The 19213-nt window shown below is 64.4% G+C and carries 20 protein-coding genes; 2 read left to right on the forward strand and 18 right to left on the reverse strand.

Going from position 1 to position 19213, the window contains the following annotated elements:
* Positions 1–493 (reverse strand): fumarate hydratase (locus tag ACFDSW_RS07425; RefSeq protein ID WP_375249646.1); only part of this gene is annotated, 493 nt, incomplete at its 3' end.
* A 104-nt stretch (positions 494–597) separates the two neighbouring features.
* Here ACFDSW_RS07425 and ACFDSW_RS07430 point away from each other — a divergent pair.
* Together ACFDSW_RS07430 and ACFDSW_RS07435 are read left to right on the forward strand one after the other, a co-directional pair.
* On the forward strand, positions 598–3267 hold the full coding sequence (locus ACFDSW_RS07430; RefSeq protein WP_375249647.1) for a putative bifunctional diguanylate cyclase/phosphodiesterase: 2670 nt from the start codon (positions 598–600) through the stop codon (positions 3265–3267).
* A 405-nt stretch (positions 3268–3672) separates the two neighbouring features.
* Entirely contained in the window at positions 3673–5583 is a 1911-nt protein-coding gene (locus ACFDSW_RS07435) for a ribonucleoside-diphosphate reductase subunit alpha (RefSeq protein ID WP_375249648.1), read from the forward strand.
* A gap of 136 nt (positions 5584–5719) precedes the next feature.
* Here the strand turns inward: ACFDSW_RS07435 and ACFDSW_RS07440 are convergent, their stop codons facing one another.
* From ACFDSW_RS07440 to ACFDSW_RS07520, 17 genes are all read right to left on the reverse strand, one after another.
* Positions 5720–6718, reverse strand: a complete 999-nt coding sequence (locus ACFDSW_RS07440) for a hypothetical protein (protein ID WP_375249649.1) — start codon at positions 6716–6718, stop codon at positions 5720–5722.
* Positions 6715–8697: a S9 family peptidase gene (locus ACFDSW_RS07445; RefSeq protein WP_375249650.1), complete on the reverse strand. Its 1983-nt coding sequence runs from the start codon at positions 8695–8697 to the stop codon at positions 6715–6717. Before ACFDSW_RS07445 ends, ACFDSW_RS07440 begins: the two co-directional genes overlap by 4 nt.
* Before the next feature lie 57 nt (positions 8698–8754).
* Positions 8755–9297 carry a spore coat U domain-containing protein gene (locus ACFDSW_RS07450; protein WP_375249651.1) on the reverse strand — a complete coding sequence of 181 codons (543 nt, stop codon included), beginning with the start codon at positions 9295–9297 and terminating at the stop codon, positions 8755–8757.
* Positions 9298–9308: 11 nt separating this feature from the next.
* Complete coding sequence (locus tag ACFDSW_RS07455; RefSeq protein ID WP_375249652.1) at positions 9309–9827, reverse strand: spore coat U domain-containing protein; 519 nt, start codon at positions 9825–9827, stop codon at positions 9309–9311.
* Between the two features lie 25 nt (positions 9828–9852).
* Positions 9853–10356 carry a spore coat U domain-containing protein gene (locus ACFDSW_RS07460; protein ID WP_375249653.1) on the reverse strand — a complete coding sequence of 168 codons (504 nt, stop codon included), beginning with the start codon at positions 10354–10356 and terminating at the stop codon, positions 9853–9855.
* 26 nt (positions 10357–10382) lie between these two features.
* Complete coding sequence (locus tag ACFDSW_RS07465) at positions 10383–10907, reverse strand: spore coat U domain-containing protein (protein WP_375249654.1); 525 nt, start codon at positions 10905–10907, stop codon at positions 10383–10385.
* Between the two features lie 15 nt (positions 10908–10922).
* Entirely contained in the window at positions 10923–11372 is a 450-nt protein-coding gene (locus ACFDSW_RS07470; RefSeq protein ID WP_375249655.1) for a spore coat U domain-containing protein, read from the reverse strand.
* A gap of 68 nt (positions 11373–11440) precedes the next feature.
* Positions 11441–11932 (reverse strand): spore coat U domain-containing protein, encoded by a 492-nt coding sequence (locus ACFDSW_RS07475; protein ID WP_375249656.1) that lies wholly within the window; start codon positions 11930–11932, stop codon positions 11441–11443.
* Entirely contained in the window at positions 11932–12516 is a 585-nt protein-coding gene (locus tag ACFDSW_RS07480) for a spore coat U domain-containing protein (RefSeq protein ID WP_375249657.1), read from the reverse strand. Before ACFDSW_RS07480 ends, ACFDSW_RS07475 begins: the two co-directional genes overlap by 1 nt.
* Positions 12516–13007 carry a spore coat protein U domain-containing protein gene (locus tag ACFDSW_RS07485; protein WP_375249658.1) on the reverse strand — a complete coding sequence of 164 codons (492 nt, stop codon included), beginning with the start codon at positions 13005–13007 and terminating at the stop codon, positions 12516–12518. The genes ACFDSW_RS07480 and ACFDSW_RS07485 overlap by 1 nt, the downstream gene beginning before the upstream one ends.
* Entirely contained in the window at positions 13007–13561 is a 555-nt protein-coding gene (locus tag ACFDSW_RS07490; RefSeq protein WP_375249659.1) for a spore coat U domain-containing protein, read from the reverse strand. Before ACFDSW_RS07490 ends, ACFDSW_RS07485 begins: the two co-directional genes overlap by 1 nt.
* A gap of 11 nt (positions 13562–13572) precedes the next feature.
* Complete coding sequence (locus tag ACFDSW_RS07495) at positions 13573–14085, reverse strand: spore coat U domain-containing protein (protein WP_375249660.1); 513 nt, start codon at positions 14083–14085, stop codon at positions 13573–13575.
* Positions 14085–14747, reverse strand: coding sequence for a spore coat U domain-containing protein (locus tag ACFDSW_RS07500; protein WP_375249661.1), 663 nt, complete (start codon positions 14745–14747; stop codon positions 14085–14087). The genes ACFDSW_RS07495 and ACFDSW_RS07500 overlap by 1 nt, the downstream gene beginning before the upstream one ends.
* A gap of 121 nt (positions 14748–14868) precedes the next feature.
* Positions 14869–15393: a spore coat U domain-containing protein gene (locus ACFDSW_RS07505; protein ID WP_375249662.1), complete on the reverse strand. Its 525-nt coding sequence runs from the start codon at positions 15391–15393 to the stop codon at positions 14869–14871.
* A complete protein-coding gene (locus tag ACFDSW_RS07510) occupies positions 15387–16439 on the reverse strand; it encodes a spore coat protein U domain-containing protein (RefSeq protein WP_375249663.1) in 1053 nt (350 codons plus the stop codon). Before ACFDSW_RS07510 ends, ACFDSW_RS07505 begins: the two co-directional genes overlap by 7 nt.
* 1 nt (position 16440) lies before the next feature.
* Positions 16441–16920, reverse strand: coding sequence for a hypothetical protein (locus tag ACFDSW_RS07515; RefSeq protein WP_375249664.1), 480 nt, complete (start codon positions 16918–16920; stop codon positions 16441–16443).
* The coding region (locus tag ACFDSW_RS07520; RefSeq protein ID WP_375249665.1) for a fimbria/pilus outer membrane usher protein at positions 16917–19213 on the reverse strand (2297 nt) is incomplete at its 5' end. The genes ACFDSW_RS07515 and ACFDSW_RS07520, both read right to left, overlap by 4 nt.

The raw sequence follows: 19213 nt of genomic DNA on the forward strand, positions 1-19213 counted from the left end.
GGTTCATCATCTTGAACTTGGACTTGTTCTCGCTGCCGCCGCCCTTCGCCGCCACATCGACGTGCACCTTGTCGCCCGGCACCATCTCGAGGTGCAGCACCGACGGCGTATTGTCGCGCGTGTTGCGGCGGGTGAAGGCGGGATCGGCGAGGATCGAGGCACGCAGCTTGTTCTCCGGATGGAGATAGGCGCGGCGGACGCCCTCATCGACGACCTCCTGCAACGACCGGTCGCTCTCCAGCCGGCAATTCTGGCCCCATTTCACGAAGACCGTGACGATGCCGGTATCCTGGCAGATCGGGCGATGGCCCTCCGCGCACATACGGCTGTTGGTCAGGATCTGCGCGATCGCATCCTTGGCCGCCGGCCCCTGCTCCGCCCGATAGGCCTCCCCCAGCGCGCGGATATAATCCATCGGGTGGTAGTAGCTGATGAATTGCAGCGCATCGGCCACGCTTTCGATCAGGTCGGCTTCGCGGATTACGATCGTCATGATGCGACGCTGTAGGATGTGGCGCGCGGGCGGGCAACCATCCCGGACGCCGGCGGTGCGCGACCGGAACGGTTCAGTAACCGTCGCTGGCCTATCCGACCCTCATGTCGCGCCTCCGCCCCGAACATGATCCCGTTCCGCAGCTCTCGCGCGGCATCGCCGATGCGTTGGGGCTCACACCGGCGCTGGACGATCGGCAGGACGAGGAACGCGCCGCCGCACTGCGCGAAATGGCGCTGTGCTGGCCGATCGCCGCCGCGCTGTTGCTGGCGGTCGTGCTCGGATTGATGCTCGTCACCCAGCTTGTCGTCGGTGCTGAACCGGCGATCGCGATCGGCGCGCGCGGCCTGCCCGCGCTGGTGCTGGCGCTCGGCTGCGGCGTGATGCTGTCGCCGCGGGTCACCGGACAGCCGGCCCATCGCCGCATCCTGATGATGACCGTTTCGGCCACCTGGATGGCCATCTCACTGGTGCTGCTGCTGGATTCGACCGGCACGCTGCCGGGGCAATGGGCGGCGGCGGGCCAGGCGGCCGTGATCGGCGCGATCCTGATGACGACGATCGCGTTGCAGGCGATTCGCATGGCCGCGCTCGCGTTCGTCGTCACGCTGGCGACGATGATGGTCGCCGCCGAGGGCGTCACCGCGGCGACGCTGACGATCGCAATGGTCGCGGCGCTGCAGGTGGTGGCGATCGTGCGGCTGTCGCTCGCCGATCAGCGATCGGTCGAGGAACGCTATCGCGTGCAGGCCGACCGGCGCCGCGCCCGGCTGCTGGTCGCAGCGTTCGAGGAGCAAGGGCCAGGCTGGTTCTGGCAGACCGACCGCCAGGGCAGGCTGAGCTATCTGTCGACCAAGGTGGAGCGCGAGGTCCGCGCGCTGGGCGTGGAGCCGGGCGGCGCACCGCTGACCGCGATCTTCCGCGTCGATTCGGCGCTGATGGATACCGAACGCACGCTGACCTTCCATCTGACGTCGCGCACGTCCTTCGCGGATTATTCGGTCTGCCCGGCGATGCAGGGCGCTCCTGACCGCTGGTGGTCGATCTCCGGCCGGCCGCTGCATGACGATCTGGGGCGGTTCCAGGGCTTCGTCGGATTTGGCGCGGATCTCACCGAACAGCGCCGCGCGGAAGCCGAAATCACGCGGCTGGCGCTGTTCGACAGCCTGACCGGACTCGCCAATCGTCAACGCATGCGATTGTCGCTGGACCAGACGCTCAATGCACATCGATCGCGCGGCGGGTCGACCGGACTGTTCCTGCTTGACCTCGATCGGTTCAAGGCCGTCAACGATACGCTCGGCCATCATATCGGCGACGAACTGCTCAAGCTCGTCGCCGAACGACTGCAGCGGACGATCGGCGATGCGGGGCTGGTCGGGCGGCTGGGCGGCGACGAATTTCAGGTCGTCCTGCCCGACGAGGCGAGCCGCGACCGGTTGGCCATGCTGGCGGATCGCGTCATCGCGGCGCTGTCGATGCCGTATCATATCGAAAGCGCGACGCTGTCGATCGGCTGCTCGATCGGCATCGCGGTCGCGCCGTTGCACGGCGACACCCCCGAGGCCCTGGTGCGCAACGCCGATCTCGCGCTGTACGCGGCCAAGGCGGACGGTCGCGGTGTCCACCGCTTCTATCGCGAAGAATTGCTGGAGGGCGCGCAGAACCGCAAGCGGCTGGAGGACGACCTGCGCCAGGCGCTGGGCGGCAATCAGCTGTTCCTCACCTATCAGGCGGTGGTGGCGACCGACGACGAGCGGATCGTCGGCTACGAGGCGCTGCTGCGTTGGGAGCACCCCGAACGCGGCGCGATCAGCCCGGCGGATTTCGTCCCGGTGGCCGAGGAATGCGGGCTGATCGAGACGATCGGCGAATGGGTGTTACGCACCGCCTGCGCGGAAGCGGCCACCTGGCCCGATTACGTCCGCGTCGCGGTCAACGTCTCGCCGATCCAGTTCGCCAATCCCACGCTGCCCGGTATCATCGCCAGCGCGCTGGGCGCGTCCGGCCTGGCGCCCCACCGCCTGGAGCTGGAGATCACCGAGGGCGTGTTCCTGAACGAGGATGCGTCGTCGGAACAGATGTTCCGTACCCTGAAGTCGCTCGGCGTGCGGCTGGCGCTCGACGATTTCGGCAACGGCTATTCCTCGCTGGGCTATCTGAAGAAGGCGCCGTTCGACAAGATCAAGATCGACCAGAGCTTCGTCCGCGGCGCGATCCAGCCGGGCAACCGCAATGCCGCGATCATCAAGGCGATCGTCGATCTGGCCGGTACGCTGGGGATGGAAACCACCGCCGAAGGCGTCGAGCAGCAGGACGAAATCGCGCTGATCCGCGATCTGGGGTGCAGCCATATCCAGGGCTATGTCTATGGCCGCCCGGCCCGCTCGTCGGAGGTGGGCACGCAATTGTCGGCGCATGGCGGGCGTGCGGTCCCGGTCGGCTACAAGACCAGCCGCGCGAACCGCCAGCGCATGCTGCGCTCCGCGACGCTGGTGCTGGGGGACGAGCGCGGCGAGGTGCGGATCCGTAACTTGTCGACCACCGGCGCGATGGTCGACGGCGTCGAGCTGCCCGATCAGGCGATCGGCTATCCCGTCCAGCTCGAAGTGACCGCCGGGCAGTTCGTCGCCGCGACGATCAGCTGGGTCGGGGACGGCCGCGCCGGCCTGCGTTTCGATCAGGCGATCGACATGGACGGCGTGTCCGGCGCCACGAACGGCGCGACCGCCCCGCCACCGCCGCCTCCGATCGCGTCGAACGGCCGGCGCTGATCGCGCGCGTCGTCGCGCCGGGCGGTCCGCCGGGCCACCCACGCGACGCCCAAAAATATTTTCATTTTTCGATCTCCCTCTTGCATTCGACGAACCTCGCGGAATCCCGCGCGTCGCCGCCCACCCCCGAGTCCGGCGACGAGTCCGCTACCCCCGATAGGTCCGGAAGGTGGCACTTATGCATCTTGCCTCCGTTGGTGTTCTGCCACAATCAGTAGAGGTCAGGGCCGGGGGTGGACCCAAGTGGTGGTAGGACAGACGCGACGCGAGAAGTCGTCGCAGCGGATTCGCGGTTGCCGCACGGCGCTTTCGAACCCGATTTGTTCTCATCGATCCGCCCCGGTAGAGTCGATCGGCCAGTGCCGATTCGCCTGAACAGGACAGGAACGCGGGAGCGCCGCGAGGATGGATTTCAGAGGAACGGACGGTGAGGCGATGACCACCGATACGATCGAGGCCATGGTCGGCGAAAAGACGACCGCGACCGCCCCGGAGGCGACGGCGACCAGCGGCGTGCTGAACCGGCCCTATCCGGTCGACGTCGATCACAGCCGTGACGCGCTGCTGACCGATTTTGGCAAGGAAACGCTCAAGGACCGCTATCTGCTGCCGGGCGAAAGCTTCCAGGACCTGTTCGTCCGCGTCGCCTCGGCCTATGCCGACGATGCCGCGCATGCGCAGCGCATCTACGATTATATCTCGCGCCTGTGGTTCATGCCGGCGACGCCGGTGCTGTCGAACGGCGGCACCGGTCGCGGCCTGCCGATCAGCTGCTATCTCAATTCGGTGCCCGACAGCCTCGACGGCATCGTGCGGACGTGGAACGAGAATGTCTGGCTCGCGTCGCGCGGCGGCGGGATCGGCACCTATTGGGGCAATGTGCGCGGCATCGGGGAGCCGGTCGGCCTGAACGGCAAGACCAGCGGCATCATTCCGTTCGTGCGCGTGATGGACAGCCTGACGCTGGCGATCAGCCAGGGCTCGCTGCGGCGCGGCTCCGCTGCCTGCTACCTCGATATCTCGCACCCGGAGATCGAGGAATTCCTCGAGATCCGCAAGCCGTCGGGCGACTTCAATCGCAAGGCGCTGAACCTGCACCACGGCGTGCTGATCCCCGATGCCTTCATGCAGGCGGTGCGCGACGGCGCCGAATGGGAGCTGAAGAGCCCCAAGGACCAGTCGGTGCGCGGCAAGGTGGATGCGCGCGCGCTGTTCCAGAAGCTGGTCGAGACCCGGCTCGCCACTGGCGAACCCTATATCGTCTTCGCCGATCACGTGAACAACACCATGCCCAAGCATCACCGCGATCTGGGGCTGAAGGTGTCGACGTCGAACCTGTGCAGCGAGATCACCTTGCCGACTGGGATGGACCATCTCGGCAACGAGCGTACCGCGGTCTGCTGCCTGTCGTCGCTCAACCTCGAGACGTGGGACGAGTGGAAGGACGCCAAGGGCTTTATCGAGGACGTGATGCGCTTCCTCGACAATGTGTTGCAGGATTATATCGACCGTCACGAGCCCGGGATGGAGCGGGCGGCCTATTCGGCGGCGCGTGAGCGCTCGGTCGGGCTGGGCGTGATGGGCTTCCACTCCTTCCTTCAGGCGCGCGGGCTGCCGTTCGAAGGGGCGATGGCGAAAAGCTGGAACCTGAAGATCTTCAAGCATATCAACGCGCAAGTAAACGAAGCGTCGATGATGCTGGCGCAGGAGCGCGGCCCCTGCCCCGACGCCGCCGACATGGGCGTGATGGAGCGATTCAGCTGCAAGATGGCGATCGCGCCGACCGCGTCGATCAGCATCATCTGCGGCGGCACCAGCGCGTGCATCGAACCGATCCCGGCGAACATCTACACGCACAAGACGTTGTCGGGCAGTTTCGCGGTCAAGAATCCGTATCTTGAAAAGCTTCTCACCGAGAAGAGCAAGAATTCGGACGCGGTGTGGAATTCGATCCTCGAACAGGGCGGGTCGGTGCAGCACCTTGACTTCCTCTCGCCCGAGGAAAAGGATTGCTACAAGACCTCGTTCGAGATTGATCAGCGCTGGTTGCTGGAATTGGCCGGTGATCGCGCGCCGTTCATCGATCAGGCGCAGTCGCTCAATCTGTTCATCCCGGCCGACGTGGAGAAATGGGATCTTCTGATGCTTCACTTCCGCGCGTGGGAATTGGGGATCAAGTCGCTCTACTATCTGCGGTCGAAGAGCGTCCAGCGTGCGGGCTTCGCTGGCGGGGTGGAGGCCGACAATACGATCGAAAAGCCGAAGTTCGATCTTGGTGAAACCACCGACTATGACGAGTGTCTCGCCTGTCAATGAGGTCGGGCGCGTGCCGGTGTGGACCGGATACGCGCTCAACCCGCCGCCGGGGCCATCGATGATGCGATAACGTCGCGATCCCGCCGGCTGCCGCCGTCCCGTGCCCGCATGGGCACGGTTCGCCGGAGGACGCGGTTCAGCGACGATCGGCAAGGATCACACAGGTTTCGTGATGCCGTGCCACCTCGCGACAGACCGACTCGGCGGCGGCGCGATCGGGCCAGCGATGGACGCGGAGGCGCGTGAAGCTGCCGAACGACTCATAGCTGGGCGTTTTTCGCCGCAAAGCGGGAACGATCTGCGTCAACCGCCCCCAATGGGTGCGCAGCATCGACGCATCGGTCGAGGCGCTGAGCTGTATGACCCAGGGGGAGGCCGCGCGGTTCGCGGCAGGCATCGGCGGCTTCGCGATGGTCGACGTCGGCGCGGTCGAATTCGGAACGGTCGAACCGGGCGCGCGCCGGCTTGCGGCACGGACTTCGGCGGTGGCCAGCGCTCGAGGACCCGCGCGGCCCGGCGCCCTCCCACTCCCCGGCACCCTCCCACTCAATGTACGTCCCAGCAGCAGGGCGCGCTGCCGCTGCGTCGCGGTCATGCGCTGACTGAGCTGGCGCAGCGCCGGCCTGGCATCGCCGACCCCGCCCGCCACCGCCCGCTGCAGAAACGCACTCGCCAGCGGAAGATCGACCGCCACCTGATCGCCGTCCGCATAGGCCAATCCCATCAGATATTGCGGGACGGGGCGCCCCATGCGCGCCGCCCGGTCCAACAGGCGGATCGCTTCCTCCTTGCGATCAGGCTGCGCCGACAGCAGCAACCCCAGCCGCTCGGTCGCGGCGGCGGAGCCACGGGCGGCGGCGATGCGGAAATAGCCGATGGCGCGATGGGGGTCCCGGGCCATGCCACGGCCCGTCTGCGCCGCCAGCCCCAGCCCGAACGCGGCTTCCGCGACACCATTTGACTGCCCCGCCAGCACGACGCGCCACGCACGGACGGCGTCGGTGAACCGGCCCGCTTTCCAGGCCGCCGCGCCACGTGTCGCTGGATCGGTCACCACCGCCCCGCCCGGCGGGACGCCGGTTCCCCATGCCAGCAGCGCCAGCCCCGCCGCCAGCAGCCGTCGCGCACCCGTCATGGCGCCAGCCAGCGGTTCAGCCAGTCGATGACCCGGCGTTGCAGATCGCCGATCGCCGCGCTGCCCTCGATCGCATGCCCCTCTCCCGGATAGATGACCAGAGTGGTCGGCACGTTCAGCGTGCGCAGCGCCTGCCAATATTGCAGCGACTGCGCTGCCGGGGTTTCGATGTCACGCTCCCCGACGAACAGCAGGGTCGGCGTCGTCGCCTGCTTGATCCCGGCCAGCGGCGAGGCGGCGATATATGGGGCTGGATCATCGTAATAAGACGACCCGAAGAACGGCCGCATCCAACCGGAGATACCATTCTGGCCGTAATAGCTCGGCCAGTCGGCGATCCCCCCGCCGGCGATCAGCGCCCGGAACAGCCGGGTGCGACTGTTCGCAAGCATGGTGAGAAAGCCGCCGTAGCTCGTCCCCATCATCACCAGCCGATCGGGCGCTACATGCGCCGCGCGCGCCGCGACTTCGGTGCCGGACAGGATATCGGCAAGGTCGCCGCCGCCGAAATCGCGCTTCACCAGCCCCTTGAACGCCTCGCCGCGCCCGGAGCTGCCGCGTGGATTGGGCAGGAACAGCGCATAGCCGGCACGGATGATCTCGCCACGCAGATCGTCCCCCAGCCAGTCGGGCGAGGCCACCGCGGTCGGGCCGCCATGCGCCTCGACCACCAATCCCTTTGCGCCGTGCCGGGGCGTGATCAGCCATCCCTGCAGCGACTGGCCATCGCGCGACCATTCCAATAGCCGGACGTCGGCCGCGCCGGCAGACGTCGCCTCCTCGGCCGGCGTGGCATAAGCGATCGGCACCGGCGCATTCACCGCCCCGGCCCACAAGGCCGGTGCGTCGGTGAAGGCCTGTGCCACGAACGCGGCGCGATTCCCCTCCGTGTTGAACGCTACCGGAGTCGAATCGATGCTACGCTCGGTGCTCCACACCGGGGTGAGCGGGTCCGCCTTCGCTTCCGGAGCTTGTCCGTCCGCCACGCCCGGATGCAGTGCGATCAGCGCGCCCTTCACGCCGATGATCGCGGCGCCGACAATGCCATCCCGCGTGGCGCCGATCGTGGTGACGCTGCCGTTGAAACCGCGGGTCAGGTTGGTCGGCGTTCCCCCCGCGATCGGCACTGTCCACACATCCCCGCTGGAGGTCACCCGATCGCTCATCAACCCGCCGATGAACGCGACCGTCTTGCCGTCGGACAAGGTGATCGGAGACGACAGCTGCATCGGGGGGCGTGCGATGTCGCGTACCGTTCCGGCCGCCCGGTCGATCGCCACCAGGCTGGCGCTCCACCAATTGGCATCGCCATTGCCGGTGGCGGCGGTGGCGACGACGCCGCTGCCGTCACGCAACCAGTCATATTCATACACGTAAAGATCGGGCGGAGAGATCAATTGCGTCACCCCGCCCGCCGCCGCGACGATCGCCAGCCGCTGCACGTCGACGCGCGCGCCGATCTCCCCCGTCATGCGGGAGTCCGCGCGGGTCGCGCCCGGCTCCTTTCGCGGCCAGATCGTCGCCAGCATGGCAAGGCTGCGCCCGTCGGGTGACCAGCGCGGCGACACCGCGGTGCCGGCGATCGTGGTGATCGGCCGCGTCGTGGTGCCATCGGCGAAGGTGACGCTGGTCACGCGACCGCGATCGTCGCCGGCCAGGATCGCGATGCCGCTGCCGTCTGGCGCGAACGCAAGACCCGCGCCTGAACAGGTTCCGCACAGCGGCACGGTGAACTGGACCGCGCCGCTCCGCGCGTCACGCACCGCCACGCGCGTCAGATACGGCGCATCCTGCGGGTGCAGCGCGGTGCCGTCCTCGCCGCCGGTGCCGCGCGCGATCAGTTCGAACGCCGCGACGCGCAGTCCATCGGCGGACAATGCCGGCAACCGCCACGACATTTGTGCCGTGGCCGGCGATGCCGCCAGCACCAGCAGCCATCCCCACCACCCCAACACCCGTGCCGGCCGCGACGACCGCATCCATCCTTGCCGCACTGAGCGTTTCCGTTTCGTCTGTTCGCGTGCCCGCTGCCGCCCCTAGAAGGTGATCGTCAGCGCCACCTGATCGGTATAGGTCGTGAGCAAGCCCGACTGGGCGATCGCCTGGCTGGGCTGGGGGATACGCCCGTAAAGCGCCAGCGATGTCGCCTGACCGGCGGAGAAGGCGCCCAGCGAGATCGCGGCGGAACCGACCGGTTGCGACCATGCCGCGTCGCGATACAGCTCATAATCGACATAGGTCGATCCCGCCGCCATGCGCCGCGTGTTGCCGCTGGCATTCTGTCCCAGCCCCACCGCCACCGTCACCCCGGAGGTGGCAGCGTTGCACTTCACGGTCAGTGCCCCGGCGCCCGACGACGGGGTGGCCGCACTGGGCACCTGGCTCGCCAATTGATCGCGCGTGCCGAAATCCAGCGTCGCTGCGGCCAGCCCGGCCCCCGCTTGCCCCGACACTTCGCACCCGGCGACGATCCCCGCCGAGACGTTCAGCGTCTGTGTGGTGCCCGCCTGCGTCGGCGTGGCGACGATCGTGCCGCCCAGCGCCAGTATCAGCAGCGCGCCGCCCGAAGCCCTGTTCATCGGCCCTCTCCTCACCAGTCCACCGCGACCGTCAGCTGATCGGCATAGCTGCCAACGGCGGGCGTCGACTGGATGCCGATGCGCCCGTAGAAGGTCACGTCGTGATCGGCGCCGTCCCCCGATTGCCCCGATCGCATAGTGCCCGCCGGATAGAGCGGCGTACCGCTGCTGCGGTCACTCGACGAGGCGTAGACGTCGTAGAGCAGGTAATGCCCGGCGCCGTCGCTCATCCGCCGCTGCACGCCATTGTCGTTCGCGCCCTGCGGCAGCGAAATGCCGAACACCGAACCGTTCGTGCAATTGACCCGCATCACCCCTTCCGCGTCATGGGATTGCGTCGACGTGTCGAGGATCGTTGCCCGGAACTGCATGTCCTGACGTGCCGTCAGCACGCACGATGTCGGCACCGTGGTGCTGATCGTGACGCTGTTGCTGGTGGTGATCGCACCGTTCGCACTGCCGGGGAGAAGCGCGGCCGCCGCGAGCATCCCGCCGCCGAAGCGCCGCCAGCCATGGTCTGTAACGCGCACCGCTCCGCCCTCCCCCCGCCGCTGTTCAGTAAGTGACCGTCAACGAGACGGTATCGGTATAGGAACCGGCCTCGGTGGCGGTCTGCGCCGGCATGCGGCCATAGATCGAGAATGTCTGCGCCGAGCCATCGCCGACGATCGAGGCCGACGTCGTCAGAGCGGTGCTGTGCCCGCTGTCCGAATAGAGCGCATAGCTCAGCACCGCGCTGCTGCCCGATCGCGTGCTTTTCATGTTGCGCGTCGAGCTGGCATAATTCTGCCCGTTGTCCGCGCCGACGGTATAGGTGCCGCCGTTGGTGCAGGTCACCGCGATGCTGCCGGTCGCATCGGTCTGCGTGACCGACAGGCCGCTGGGATTGGCGAAGGCGATGTTGGTGACGCTGCCCAGCGCGCAGGTGGTGGGGATCGTGGTCGACACGGTCATGTTCGAATTGCCGGTCGCGGCAAGCGCGGGTGACGCGGCCGCCACCGCCATCGCGGCGGCGACGATGGCGATGTCGCCGCGCTTCCCCGAATGTTTCTGGATCATGGTCGTCCCCCTATCGGATCAGCAGGTCAGTAAGTGATCGTGAAGCCGAGCGTATCGCTATAGACGCCCGCTTCGGTCGCGGTGGCGTTGGCCGGGATGCGGCCATAGACGGTGATCGTCTGCGCGCTGCCCGAACCGGTCTCCGTCGTCGCGCTGCCCACTGCGGTGGGGAACGCCGTCGAACGCCCGCTGTCGGCATAGATATTGTAGTTCAGGAACGGGCCGCTCGACCCGTTCTTGGTCATGCGGCGCTGCCCGCTGCTGACGTTCTGCCCGTTGTCCGCGATCACCGTATAGGTGCCGCCATTCAGACAGGTGACGCTGAGCGTGCCCGTCGTATCGACATTCGCCGACACCGTCAGGCTGGCCGCCAGCGTGCCGAACGCCATGTTGCCGGTGGTCGAGGCGGTGCAGCTGTTCGGGATCGCCGCCGACACCGTCATCGACGTGCTCGCGGTCGCGGCGAGCGCGGGTGCTGACGCCAACGCCCATCCACTGGCGAGAAGAACACCGCCAAGCAGGCGGCACAAAATGGCGGAATGATCGGTCATCGACCTGCTGTCCCTTCAATAAGTAATCTTAAGGGTGAGGGTATCGGTATAGGAACCGGCCGAGGGGGCGGTCTGCGCCGAGATGCGGCCATAGATCGTCACCGTCTGCGCCGCGCCGGTGCCGGTGCCCGATGATGTCGCGCCAGGAAGCTTTTGCGCGTATTGCGAGTCCCAAGCGAGGTCGTACTTGAGAGAGTCCGTGAAGTTGCTGCCGGACCGATAAAGGAGGCTCTGCGATCCGTACGCGAGGCCGTAGCCCTTCAGCGTATAGGGAGCGCCGATGGTGCAGGTGATGGAGATCGTCCCCGTAGCGTCGGCCTGCGCCACCGACAGCGTCGCGGGCAGCGCGCCGAAATCCATGTTCGCCGTCGTGCTCGTCGAACAACTCGATGCGACGACGAACTGGCTCGTCACCGCCAGCGACTGCGTCGCGGCGGTGGCCGCGCTCGGCGCCAACGCCAGCACGGTGGCACCGATCGCGGCGTCGGCGGCGCATCGCGGCGGACGGGATGATAACGACATGCCTGTCCTCCTCAATAGCTCACGGTGACCGTGATGGTGTCGGTATAGGTGCCCGGCAGCGTGATCGACTGCGCCGGTATCCGCCCATACAGCGCGTAGCTGAGCGCGGTCGTGCCGTTGCCGGTCGCCGACGCGCCGGTCGCGCCACTGGATTGCGGCCAGGCGGTGGAACGGCTCGAATCCGAATAGACGTTGTAATTCAGATAGGTACTGCCGTTCTTGAGCCGGAACTGCGACGAACTGGCGTTGGCCGAGGTAGCGTACACCGAGACCGCGCTGTTATAGCTGCAAAAGACGTTGATCCCGGTCAGCGATCCGTCGGTCTGCGTCACCGTCGTCCCGGTCACGGTCTGCGTGCCGAAGTCGAGCAGCGACGTGGATGACGACATGGTACAGGTCTTCGGGATCGTGATCTTCGCGGTCGCCGTTCCCGTTACCGCCGCCTGCGCGCAGGCGGGGAGCAGCACCATCAGCCCGGCGAACGGGGCGTGAAACGCGCGCATCAGTAATTCACCGTAAAGGTCAGCGTGTCAGAATAATCTCCGGCCTCCGCCGTTGCATAACGATTGCCATTGGAATCTTGTGCCTCCTCTCCCGAAGCAATCCGTCCATAATATGTCAACGTTTGCTGGGCACCTGTTCCCGTACCGGAAATGATCGCGGAGGAAGAGGTAGATGTCGGGTAATTCGTTCCGCCAGCGGAAACTGACGAAATATTATAGGGAATAGAGTAGATATTCCCGCCACTGAAATAACCCCGCAGGCGACGCTGCGCGCTATCGCCACTACCGGTCGCATAACTGCTTGGAGCGGAATACACCTGATAGGGCAATTGCGGCGAGCAGGTCACGAGAATCGTGCTGGTCGCATCCGAATTGGCGGTAAAGCGCAAGGGGCTACGATCGATCGTCATCGCCGGCGTCCCGAACGACAGGTCCCCGCCGGAGGAAACGGCACAGGTTCCGGCGACAGCCAGCTTGACGGTGGACGCCTGCGTCACTTCCGCCGCATGCGCGACGGTTCCTATACCCATCGCCAATCCGGCGACGATACTGCGACACAGCGCGTCTTTTGCGAAGGCACGCATCAGTAATTCACCGCTGTCGTTATAGTATCACTGTAATTTCCCGGCGCGGGAGCCGTCTGAGCGGACACACAGATTGATGGGTTCCACCGTGTAATTTGCGTACCGTCAGACGTGTTGAAAGGGCCATCGGCCGAGGTTCTTACCCCCCCACCGCCACAATTGTTCATCCAATAGACGCCGTATGGGATCTGATTGGAACCGCTTTTCATATACCACGTACCACCCGACAGATTAGGTGACGTGAAATAGGCATCGAATTTTGTTCCATTGGTACAGATCGTCGTGATCGCGAAGTTGACCGTCATCGCCGAAATCGCGCCGCTGGTCGTCGCTGTCGCGGTGCCGAAATCCAGCGTCGTCGGCATCGACATCGTACACGTCGCCGGGATCGTCATACTCGCATTCATGGTGGCGCTGCGCGTGGTGGCTGCCGGGGCGATCGCCGGCAACAGCACCTGCGCCGCGACACATAGAAGGGACAGACCGCGCATCAGAAGGTCACCGAAATGGCAATGGTGTCGGAATAGCTGCCCGCCTGGGGCGTCACGTTGCTGGTCCCGCCGGTGGCGTCGCTGATCGTCTGCGCGGGCGCACGACCGTAAACGGTGACGGTTTCGGTCGCGCCGGTGCCGGTACGACTATAGGGCGAGGACGTGCTGCCGGAGGCGGTGGGAAACGCTGTGCCCCCCGTCGAGACCGCCGAGATATTGTAATTGACGTAATAGTTGCCCGCGCTGGATTTTAGTCGGCGCTGACCGTTATAGGCATTGGCGCTGAGTGGCGCGAAGATCGAATAGCTCGTCCCCGATGAGCAGACGAACTGCACAATGCCCGTCCCATCCTGGTTCGCGCCGAACGCAACGTTGCCCGATGTCAGCGTCAACGTCGGCGTCGGAAAGGCCAGATCGGACGCGACCTGTACGTCACATCCAGGCGCCAGCGTAACCGTGAAGGTGCTGGACCCGCTGACCGTCGCCGCACGGGCGGCGGATAGCGGCAGCATCGCCCCGGCAGCGACGGCAACGCACCATATCGATCCCCTCATCCCGCGCTCCATCAATATGTCACCACGAACGAGATCGTATCCACCCACGTCCCCGCCGTGGCGCCCGATTGCGATGGCACTCGCGGGTAGGTGTGGAACGTCGTGCTGGCTCCCGCGCCGGACAATCCGGTAAGGAATGTCGTCGGCCACAATGTGGTCCGTGCGGCATCGGTAAAAATGTCGTAGTTGATATACTGCGCAGCGCTGCTGCTTTTCAGCCGCCGTTGCACTGTATCGTTGGCATTGCCGCTCATCGTGGCATAGATACGGTAAGGCGTGTCGCCATCGGTGCAGGTCACCGTCAACGTCGCGTCGGTGATCAGCGACAGGCTGTATAGGGCTTCAGGCGTCGACGCGATCGCTGGATTGCCGATCGAGCCGATCGAGCAGGTCCCGGATCCGGAGATCAACGCCTTGATCGTGCTGGTCGCGCTGATCGTCGTCGCCCGCGCCGGCATGACGGCACCCAGCGCGAAGCCAACACCCAGCACGAAGCTGGCAGCCGTGAAGAAGACCCCGCGCATCAGAACACCGCCGTGAACATGATCTGGTCCGAGAAATATCCAGGTTTCTGCGTACCGGTTAGCGTTTGAGCCGGAATCTGCACGTATAGTGAGATGGGATTGTAGGAACCCGTCCCCTGAAAACCTAGCGCGGAAGACGAGTTGGTCGGGAAGTCGGCCCCGCCGAATCCAACCGGCGAGATATTATAGTTAAGGTAGGACGCATAAGATGAATTTATCAATCTGCGCTGACTCCCGGCCGCATTCGCACCGGTATTGCTGTACAGATTATAGGCGTAACCAGTGGTACAGCTGATTGACACACTCCCCTGAACCTGCGCCTGAGCAACGCTGATCGAGGATCCGATCGTACGGCTGAGTGAACCGAAGTCAATGTCCGGGTTGCTGTCGAAATAGCACGCGGGAACGACATCCGCGTTCACGGTTGTCGAAACCGAAACCGTCGCCGGTGATGCGGGAGTCGCCCAGCAACATGCTCCCATGAGAAGACGGCCAAGTCCCACGCATCGCATGATCCGCCTGTTTGCAAGGTGGTACTTCACATCAGCAGCGACCTTCATGGCCAAAGCCCGAAATCGTGCAAGATCAGCTACCTCCGATTCACCCATGCTCAAGCCGCGAAAGCAGCGACAAGAAAGGTACGCTCCGTCGCGATCGATCACCGGACCTTTATGATATCGGCACGGTCGACGATTCACATCCATAAACCTCCATCGAGCATCGGCGATCTCAACAATCGCTGAATTATGGCGAGATCGCATTACCTTCCCTCCAACGATTATCCTAATAGCTTACATTGACTACTATTGTATCCGAATAGTGTCCAGCTGACAAGGTCTGACCGGATGGAATAACCGCCTCTAACGCAACAACCGTAGCTCTGTAATCAAGCCACGCCCCCCCGGAGCCAGATGTATAACCTGTTGATGTTAGTTGCGTCGGCATGAGAGTACGACTGGCGTAATTGCTATAAAGATTATAGGAAATGTATTTGGTACCACTCGAGTCAGAACTTATCATCCTTCTTTGAGAGTTATTCGCATTTGAGGAAAGGGGCACCCAGACTCCAAATGGCGTCCCCCCCGTGCAGGAGACAATAAGAGCGGACGTTACCAGAATCTCCGTGGAAGAGCCGGGCGCCAAAGCGCCAAATTTGAGAGGATCGACACCAGCAATTGCGCATGTCACATTATATCTTGCGACTATATTTACTGTTTTCGAAACCGAAGCCGAATTCGCGCTGGTCACCCCTAGGGCGCCATAAATCATGATCAACAGCCGACACAAGATATTGACCTTCGTTACCATGACATTGTCACCACGAGGTTATCAATATAAACCCCAGGCTCTATTCCTGATATCGGCTGACCTGAGGCAAGATTTAAAATGAAGGTATTGTGATCTAAATAGGAGCCGGTATTGTATATGGAGTTACCACTTCCTCCTGTACCGGTGAAAGACACGCCACTCGTTGGGACCGAACTCCCAACCGAAGACCCGGCGGGCAGGAATACTCCGTATTGTATATAAGACGATCCACTTTTCATCCGCCTTCTATAATCGCCCGTACCAATCGAATTATTTCCGTCTGACACGTACAATTTAAAACTTTGCCCGATTCCACACGTCGCCCCTACTTGGATGAATTGGGTACTTTGCGAAATATTGCCGCCTGAATCCGGAGCGATGGTTCCAAAATCCACACTGGTCGCCCATCCCAATAAACATGAGCCGTTTATTCGTACGGTTACTCTAAAAAGAAGATTGTAAGATGTTACAATAGGAGCAGTACAATTTGCACCCTCGTGAACGTCGACGGGGATTATATAAGATCCTATATAATCTCCAGCGGCAACATTTTGCTGCGGAATGTCGATCGAAAGATTTTGATTCCAGATATTTTGCGTCCCAGCAGAATCTGCACCTGCACTCCACAACGTTCTCGTGTCAGTGAACATTGTTCCGGCATTTTGAGACAATCTATAGGTCAGAGTTCCGCCAGCGGCCGAAACAGCGGTTTGATAAGATGAGCCATATTTGCTGCTGACCCCGGTCGAGGTACAGTGAAAATAAGATACCCCCGGTGTCTCGCCCGAACAGGATGCCGCACCGAAATCGGCGAGACTTACATTCGTCATCGCTGCCGCTCCTGACGTGTAGAGGGCGACATATGGATATGTCGGGTTCGAGCACACCACCGCCGCCTGCGCCGGCTTAGCGATCATCAGCATCGGTACGCCGATCGCGGCGGTCAGGATGGTGTGGCTGGTCATGCCGCCGCCGGCGAGCAGCGCGATCAGGCGGCGCAGCGCGCGGCGGGGCGAGGTGGCGAACGGGGATGTGGTGGGGCGCATCTCAATAATCCACGGTCAGTCGTTCAAGTCCGGCCCCGGCGGCCCCGGGGCGCTGCGGCGCCCAGCCGTCGGCGACGGGGACGAAATCCAGCGTGACGAAGGTGGTCGACAGGTCGTCCCGCGTCGTCAGATTGGCGAGCCACGGCACCCGGTCGGCGCATTGGATGCGCACCGCGTCCACCACGCCCGAACCTGGGCCCGAACCTGGGCCCGCGCCCGGCGCGCCGGCGGTGCTCACCGCGCAGCTTTCGTCGACATGCAGCAGCACGCGCAACTGGCCGTAGCGAACGCCGGAATGCGGCTGGGCACGTGGCCCGGGAAAGGGGATGCCGAGCTGCAACGGAAAGCCGCTGTCGATCGCGCCACCACCGGCTGGGACGGACAGCACCGCCGCCGCCGCCGGCCCGCTGCCGACCAGGGACATCGTGCCCAGCGCCAACAGCGACATCGCCGCGCGCGGGAGAGCGCCACGCCGCGTCATTGCGCCGCCGCCGTGCACGCGACCGGGCCGATGACGGGCTGCACCTGGCCCTTGTCCGGCTTGTACGCGAAGCTCACCCGGCACACGCCGGCGACGCCAAGGTCGATCAGGCCGTGATTGTCGGGCGCGATGCCCTCGACATAGGCTTCGCCGCCATAACCGATCAGCACGTCCTTCCCTCCGTCGAGTTTGAGCACATAACCGGGCTCGATCGCCTTGCCCTTGTCGTCCACCAGGCGGACGATCGCGGAGGCGACCTTGCGCGCCTTGAAATCCACCACCGCGCCATTCTGCCACCCGGTGACGACGCGCTTCTGCGTCTCGTCCACCTGCCAGCCGACCGGCACGTTGGTGGGGTCGATCGAAATGCTGACCGGGCGGAACGGCTGACTGTCGGGCAGGAAGGCGGAGCCGGCGGAATCGGTCCGCCCCATGAGGACATTGTCCTGCATGATCGCCGCGTCCGGCCCGGCGTTGCGGACCAATACGAAGCTGGAGCCGACGCGATTGACCGGACGCACCTCGCCCCCCGCGGCGATGATCGAGCCCGACAATTGCCCCACGACGCGCGTATCGCCGCCCTGCTGCTGCACGCTCGCCTGGGCCCATGCCTGGGGCAGGCGATAGCCGACCGTCGCCATGCGGAACGCCTCGCCACCCTCCGTCTCGCGATCCAGCAGCGACCAGTTGAACGCATTCTGTCGATTGCCGCGCGAACCGGACGCCTGGAAATCTAGGCTGGTGCGCCCATCCGAGCGCTGGCCGCTGACCATCGTCGTGACGTTGCCGAGGCTTTTGGTCAGCCCCAGCATCACTGTCGAGGTGCCGACCCCCAGATCCTGATATCCGTTCACCAGCAGCCCGAACCCGCCGCCGAGCGAGCGCGAGATCGAGAAGTTGAGCAGATCATAGTCGCTGGTGTCGGAGCGCAGCCCGGTATAGCCGATCGACACGTTCGTCTTGCGATCGAACGGCAACTGGCCACCGATGCCCGCGCGCATCAGGGTGCGCGCGCCCAGCGTCGAAGCCAGCAATTGCTCGTAGACGTCTGTGCCGGACAGGTTGACCGCGGGATTGCGGAACACGCTGACCCGCCCGAGATCGAAATATTGGCCGAACCGCTGCTCGCCCCCGACATAAGCGGAGACGCCGTGGATCAGCGTCTGGATCTGGCCCGTGATCTTCTCGCCAGTCTCCCCTTCATAGGACGAGATGGCGGCGGCAAGCTCCAGCACGCCGATGCCGCCGAGCCGCTGGTTGATCCCGGCGCCCACATTTCCAAAGCTGCGCGATCCCTCGATATGGCCTTCGAGCGTGGTATTGTCGGTCACGCCATAACGCGCCGAGGCGGTGCCGGCGAGATCGCCATAGTCGAAATTGCGAACGCCATAGCCGTAGCGCAGGAATCCCAGTTCCGCCGAATAATCGAACAGATGACGACGGATCAGATCGGGGGAGTAATAATAGGCCGCCTTGACGACCTGTTCGTTGCCGCTGCTGTCCCGCGTCACGAGCCGCACGTCACCCCCCGACAATTGCGGCAATTGGTTCAGCGTGAACGGCCCCGACGGCACCTCGCCCGAATAGATCTTGCTGTTGTTGATGTACAATTCCACGGTCGACGGCAGCGCCGACGATCCCGAGAATTGCGGTAGCGCGGCGGTGATGATGTCGGGCCGCTGGCTGAACGCGCTCTGCACCTGCAGCCCGCCCAGGCGGTAGCTGCTCGACCAGCCCACCGCGCCCGTGGCGATATCGCCCGCCGCATAGGAACGGATCGCGCCAGGATCGATCATCCGCCAGGTCGTATCCAGACGGGTGACGTTGCCGCTCTGACCATAGGATCGGTCGGAACTGATCGTCGCGGTGCTGGACAAGGTGCCCAGCGGCGAGAACAGTCGCCCCTCCACCGTGCCGTTGATATAGGCGCCGCCCGCGCCCCCTTTTGACGCGGCATACAGATCGTAGTTGAGCAGCACGCCGGTGATCGGGCGCACCTGCGCGACGTCGAGCGCGGGACGCTCCGACACCGCTACGTCGAACGCCGTCCGCTTGCTGTTGTCGATCGTCAGCTTGAGCAACTGCCCCGGCTCGTCATAGACATAGGTGAGGCCGGGGACGGACGACAGGTCGATATCCGTATCGTCGAGGATCGCCGGATCGATGCGGATGCGCAGCGCGCGCAGATCCGACGCCGGCATGGTCATCACGCCCTTCTTCTTGTCGAGCGCGGCGACGGTGATGATCCCGGTATCCTCGCCATTGAGGTACACGCCCAGCCCCGCCCGGAATG

The sequence above is a fragment of the Sphingomonas sp. genome (assembly GCF_042091075.1).
Classification (GTDB): Bacteria; Pseudomonadota; Alphaproteobacteria; order Sphingomonadales; family Sphingomonadaceae; genus Sphingomonas.

Bases quoted from the DNA above. Each gene is read 5' to 3' on its own strand.
- ACFDSW_RS07445 (WP_375249650.1), bottom strand. From the start codon at position 8,697: ATGCGGTCGTCGCGGCCGGCACGGGTGTTGGGGTGGTGGGGATGGCTG.
- ACFDSW_RS07480 (WP_375249657.1), bottom strand. From the start codon at position 12,516: ATGCGTGCCTTCGCAAAAGACGCGCTGTGTCGCAGTATCGTCGCCGGA.
- ACFDSW_RS07460 (WP_375249653.1), bottom strand. From the start codon at position 10,356: ATGATCCAGAAACATTCGGGGAAGCGCGGCGACATCGCCATCGTCGCC.
- ACFDSW_RS07505 (WP_375249662.1), bottom strand. From the start codon at position 15,393: ATGGTAACGAAGGTCAATATCTTGTGTCGGCTGTTGATCATGATTTAT.
- ACFDSW_RS07490 (WP_375249659.1), bottom strand. From the start codon at position 13,561: ATGAGGGGATCGATATGGTGCGTTGCCGTCGCTGCCGGGGCGATGCTG.
- ACFDSW_RS07495 (WP_375249660.1), bottom strand. From the start codon at position 14,085: ATGCGCGGGGTCTTCTTCACGGCTGCCAGCTTCGTGCTGGGTGTTGGC.
- ACFDSW_RS07465 (WP_375249654.1), bottom strand. From the start codon at position 10,907: ATGACCGATCATTCCGCCATTTTGTGCCGCCTGCTTGGCGGTGTTCTT.
- ACFDSW_RS07475 (WP_375249656.1), bottom strand. From the start codon at position 11,932: ATGCGCGCGTTTCACGCCCCGTTCGCCGGGCTGATGGTGCTGCTCCCC.
- ACFDSW_RS07435 (WP_375249648.1), top strand. From the start codon at position 3,673: ATGGATTTCAGAGGAACGGACGGTGAGGCGATGACCACCGATACGATC.
- ACFDSW_RS07450 (WP_375249651.1), bottom strand. From the start codon at position 9,297: ATGAACAGGGCTTCGGGCGGCGCGCTGCTGATACTGGCGCTGGGCGGC.
- ACFDSW_RS07485 (WP_375249658.1), bottom strand. From the start codon at position 13,007: ATGCGCGGTCTGTCCCTTCTATGTGTCGCGGCGCAGGTGCTGTTGCCG.
- ACFDSW_RS07510 (WP_375249663.1), bottom strand. From the start codon at position 16,439: ATGCGCCCCACCACATCCCCGTTCGCCACCTCGCCCCGCCGCGCGCTG.
- ACFDSW_RS07430 (WP_375249647.1), top strand. From the start codon at position 598: ATGTCGCGCCTCCGCCCCGAACATGATCCCGTTCCGCAGCTCTCGCGC.
- ACFDSW_RS07515 (WP_375249664.1), bottom strand. From the start codon at position 16,920: ATGACGCGGCGTGGCGCTCTCCCGCGCGCGGCGATGTCGCTGTTGGCG.
- ACFDSW_RS07440 (WP_375249649.1), bottom strand. From the start codon at position 6,718: ATGACGGGTGCGCGACGGCTGCTGGCGGCGGGGCTGGCGCTGCTGGCA.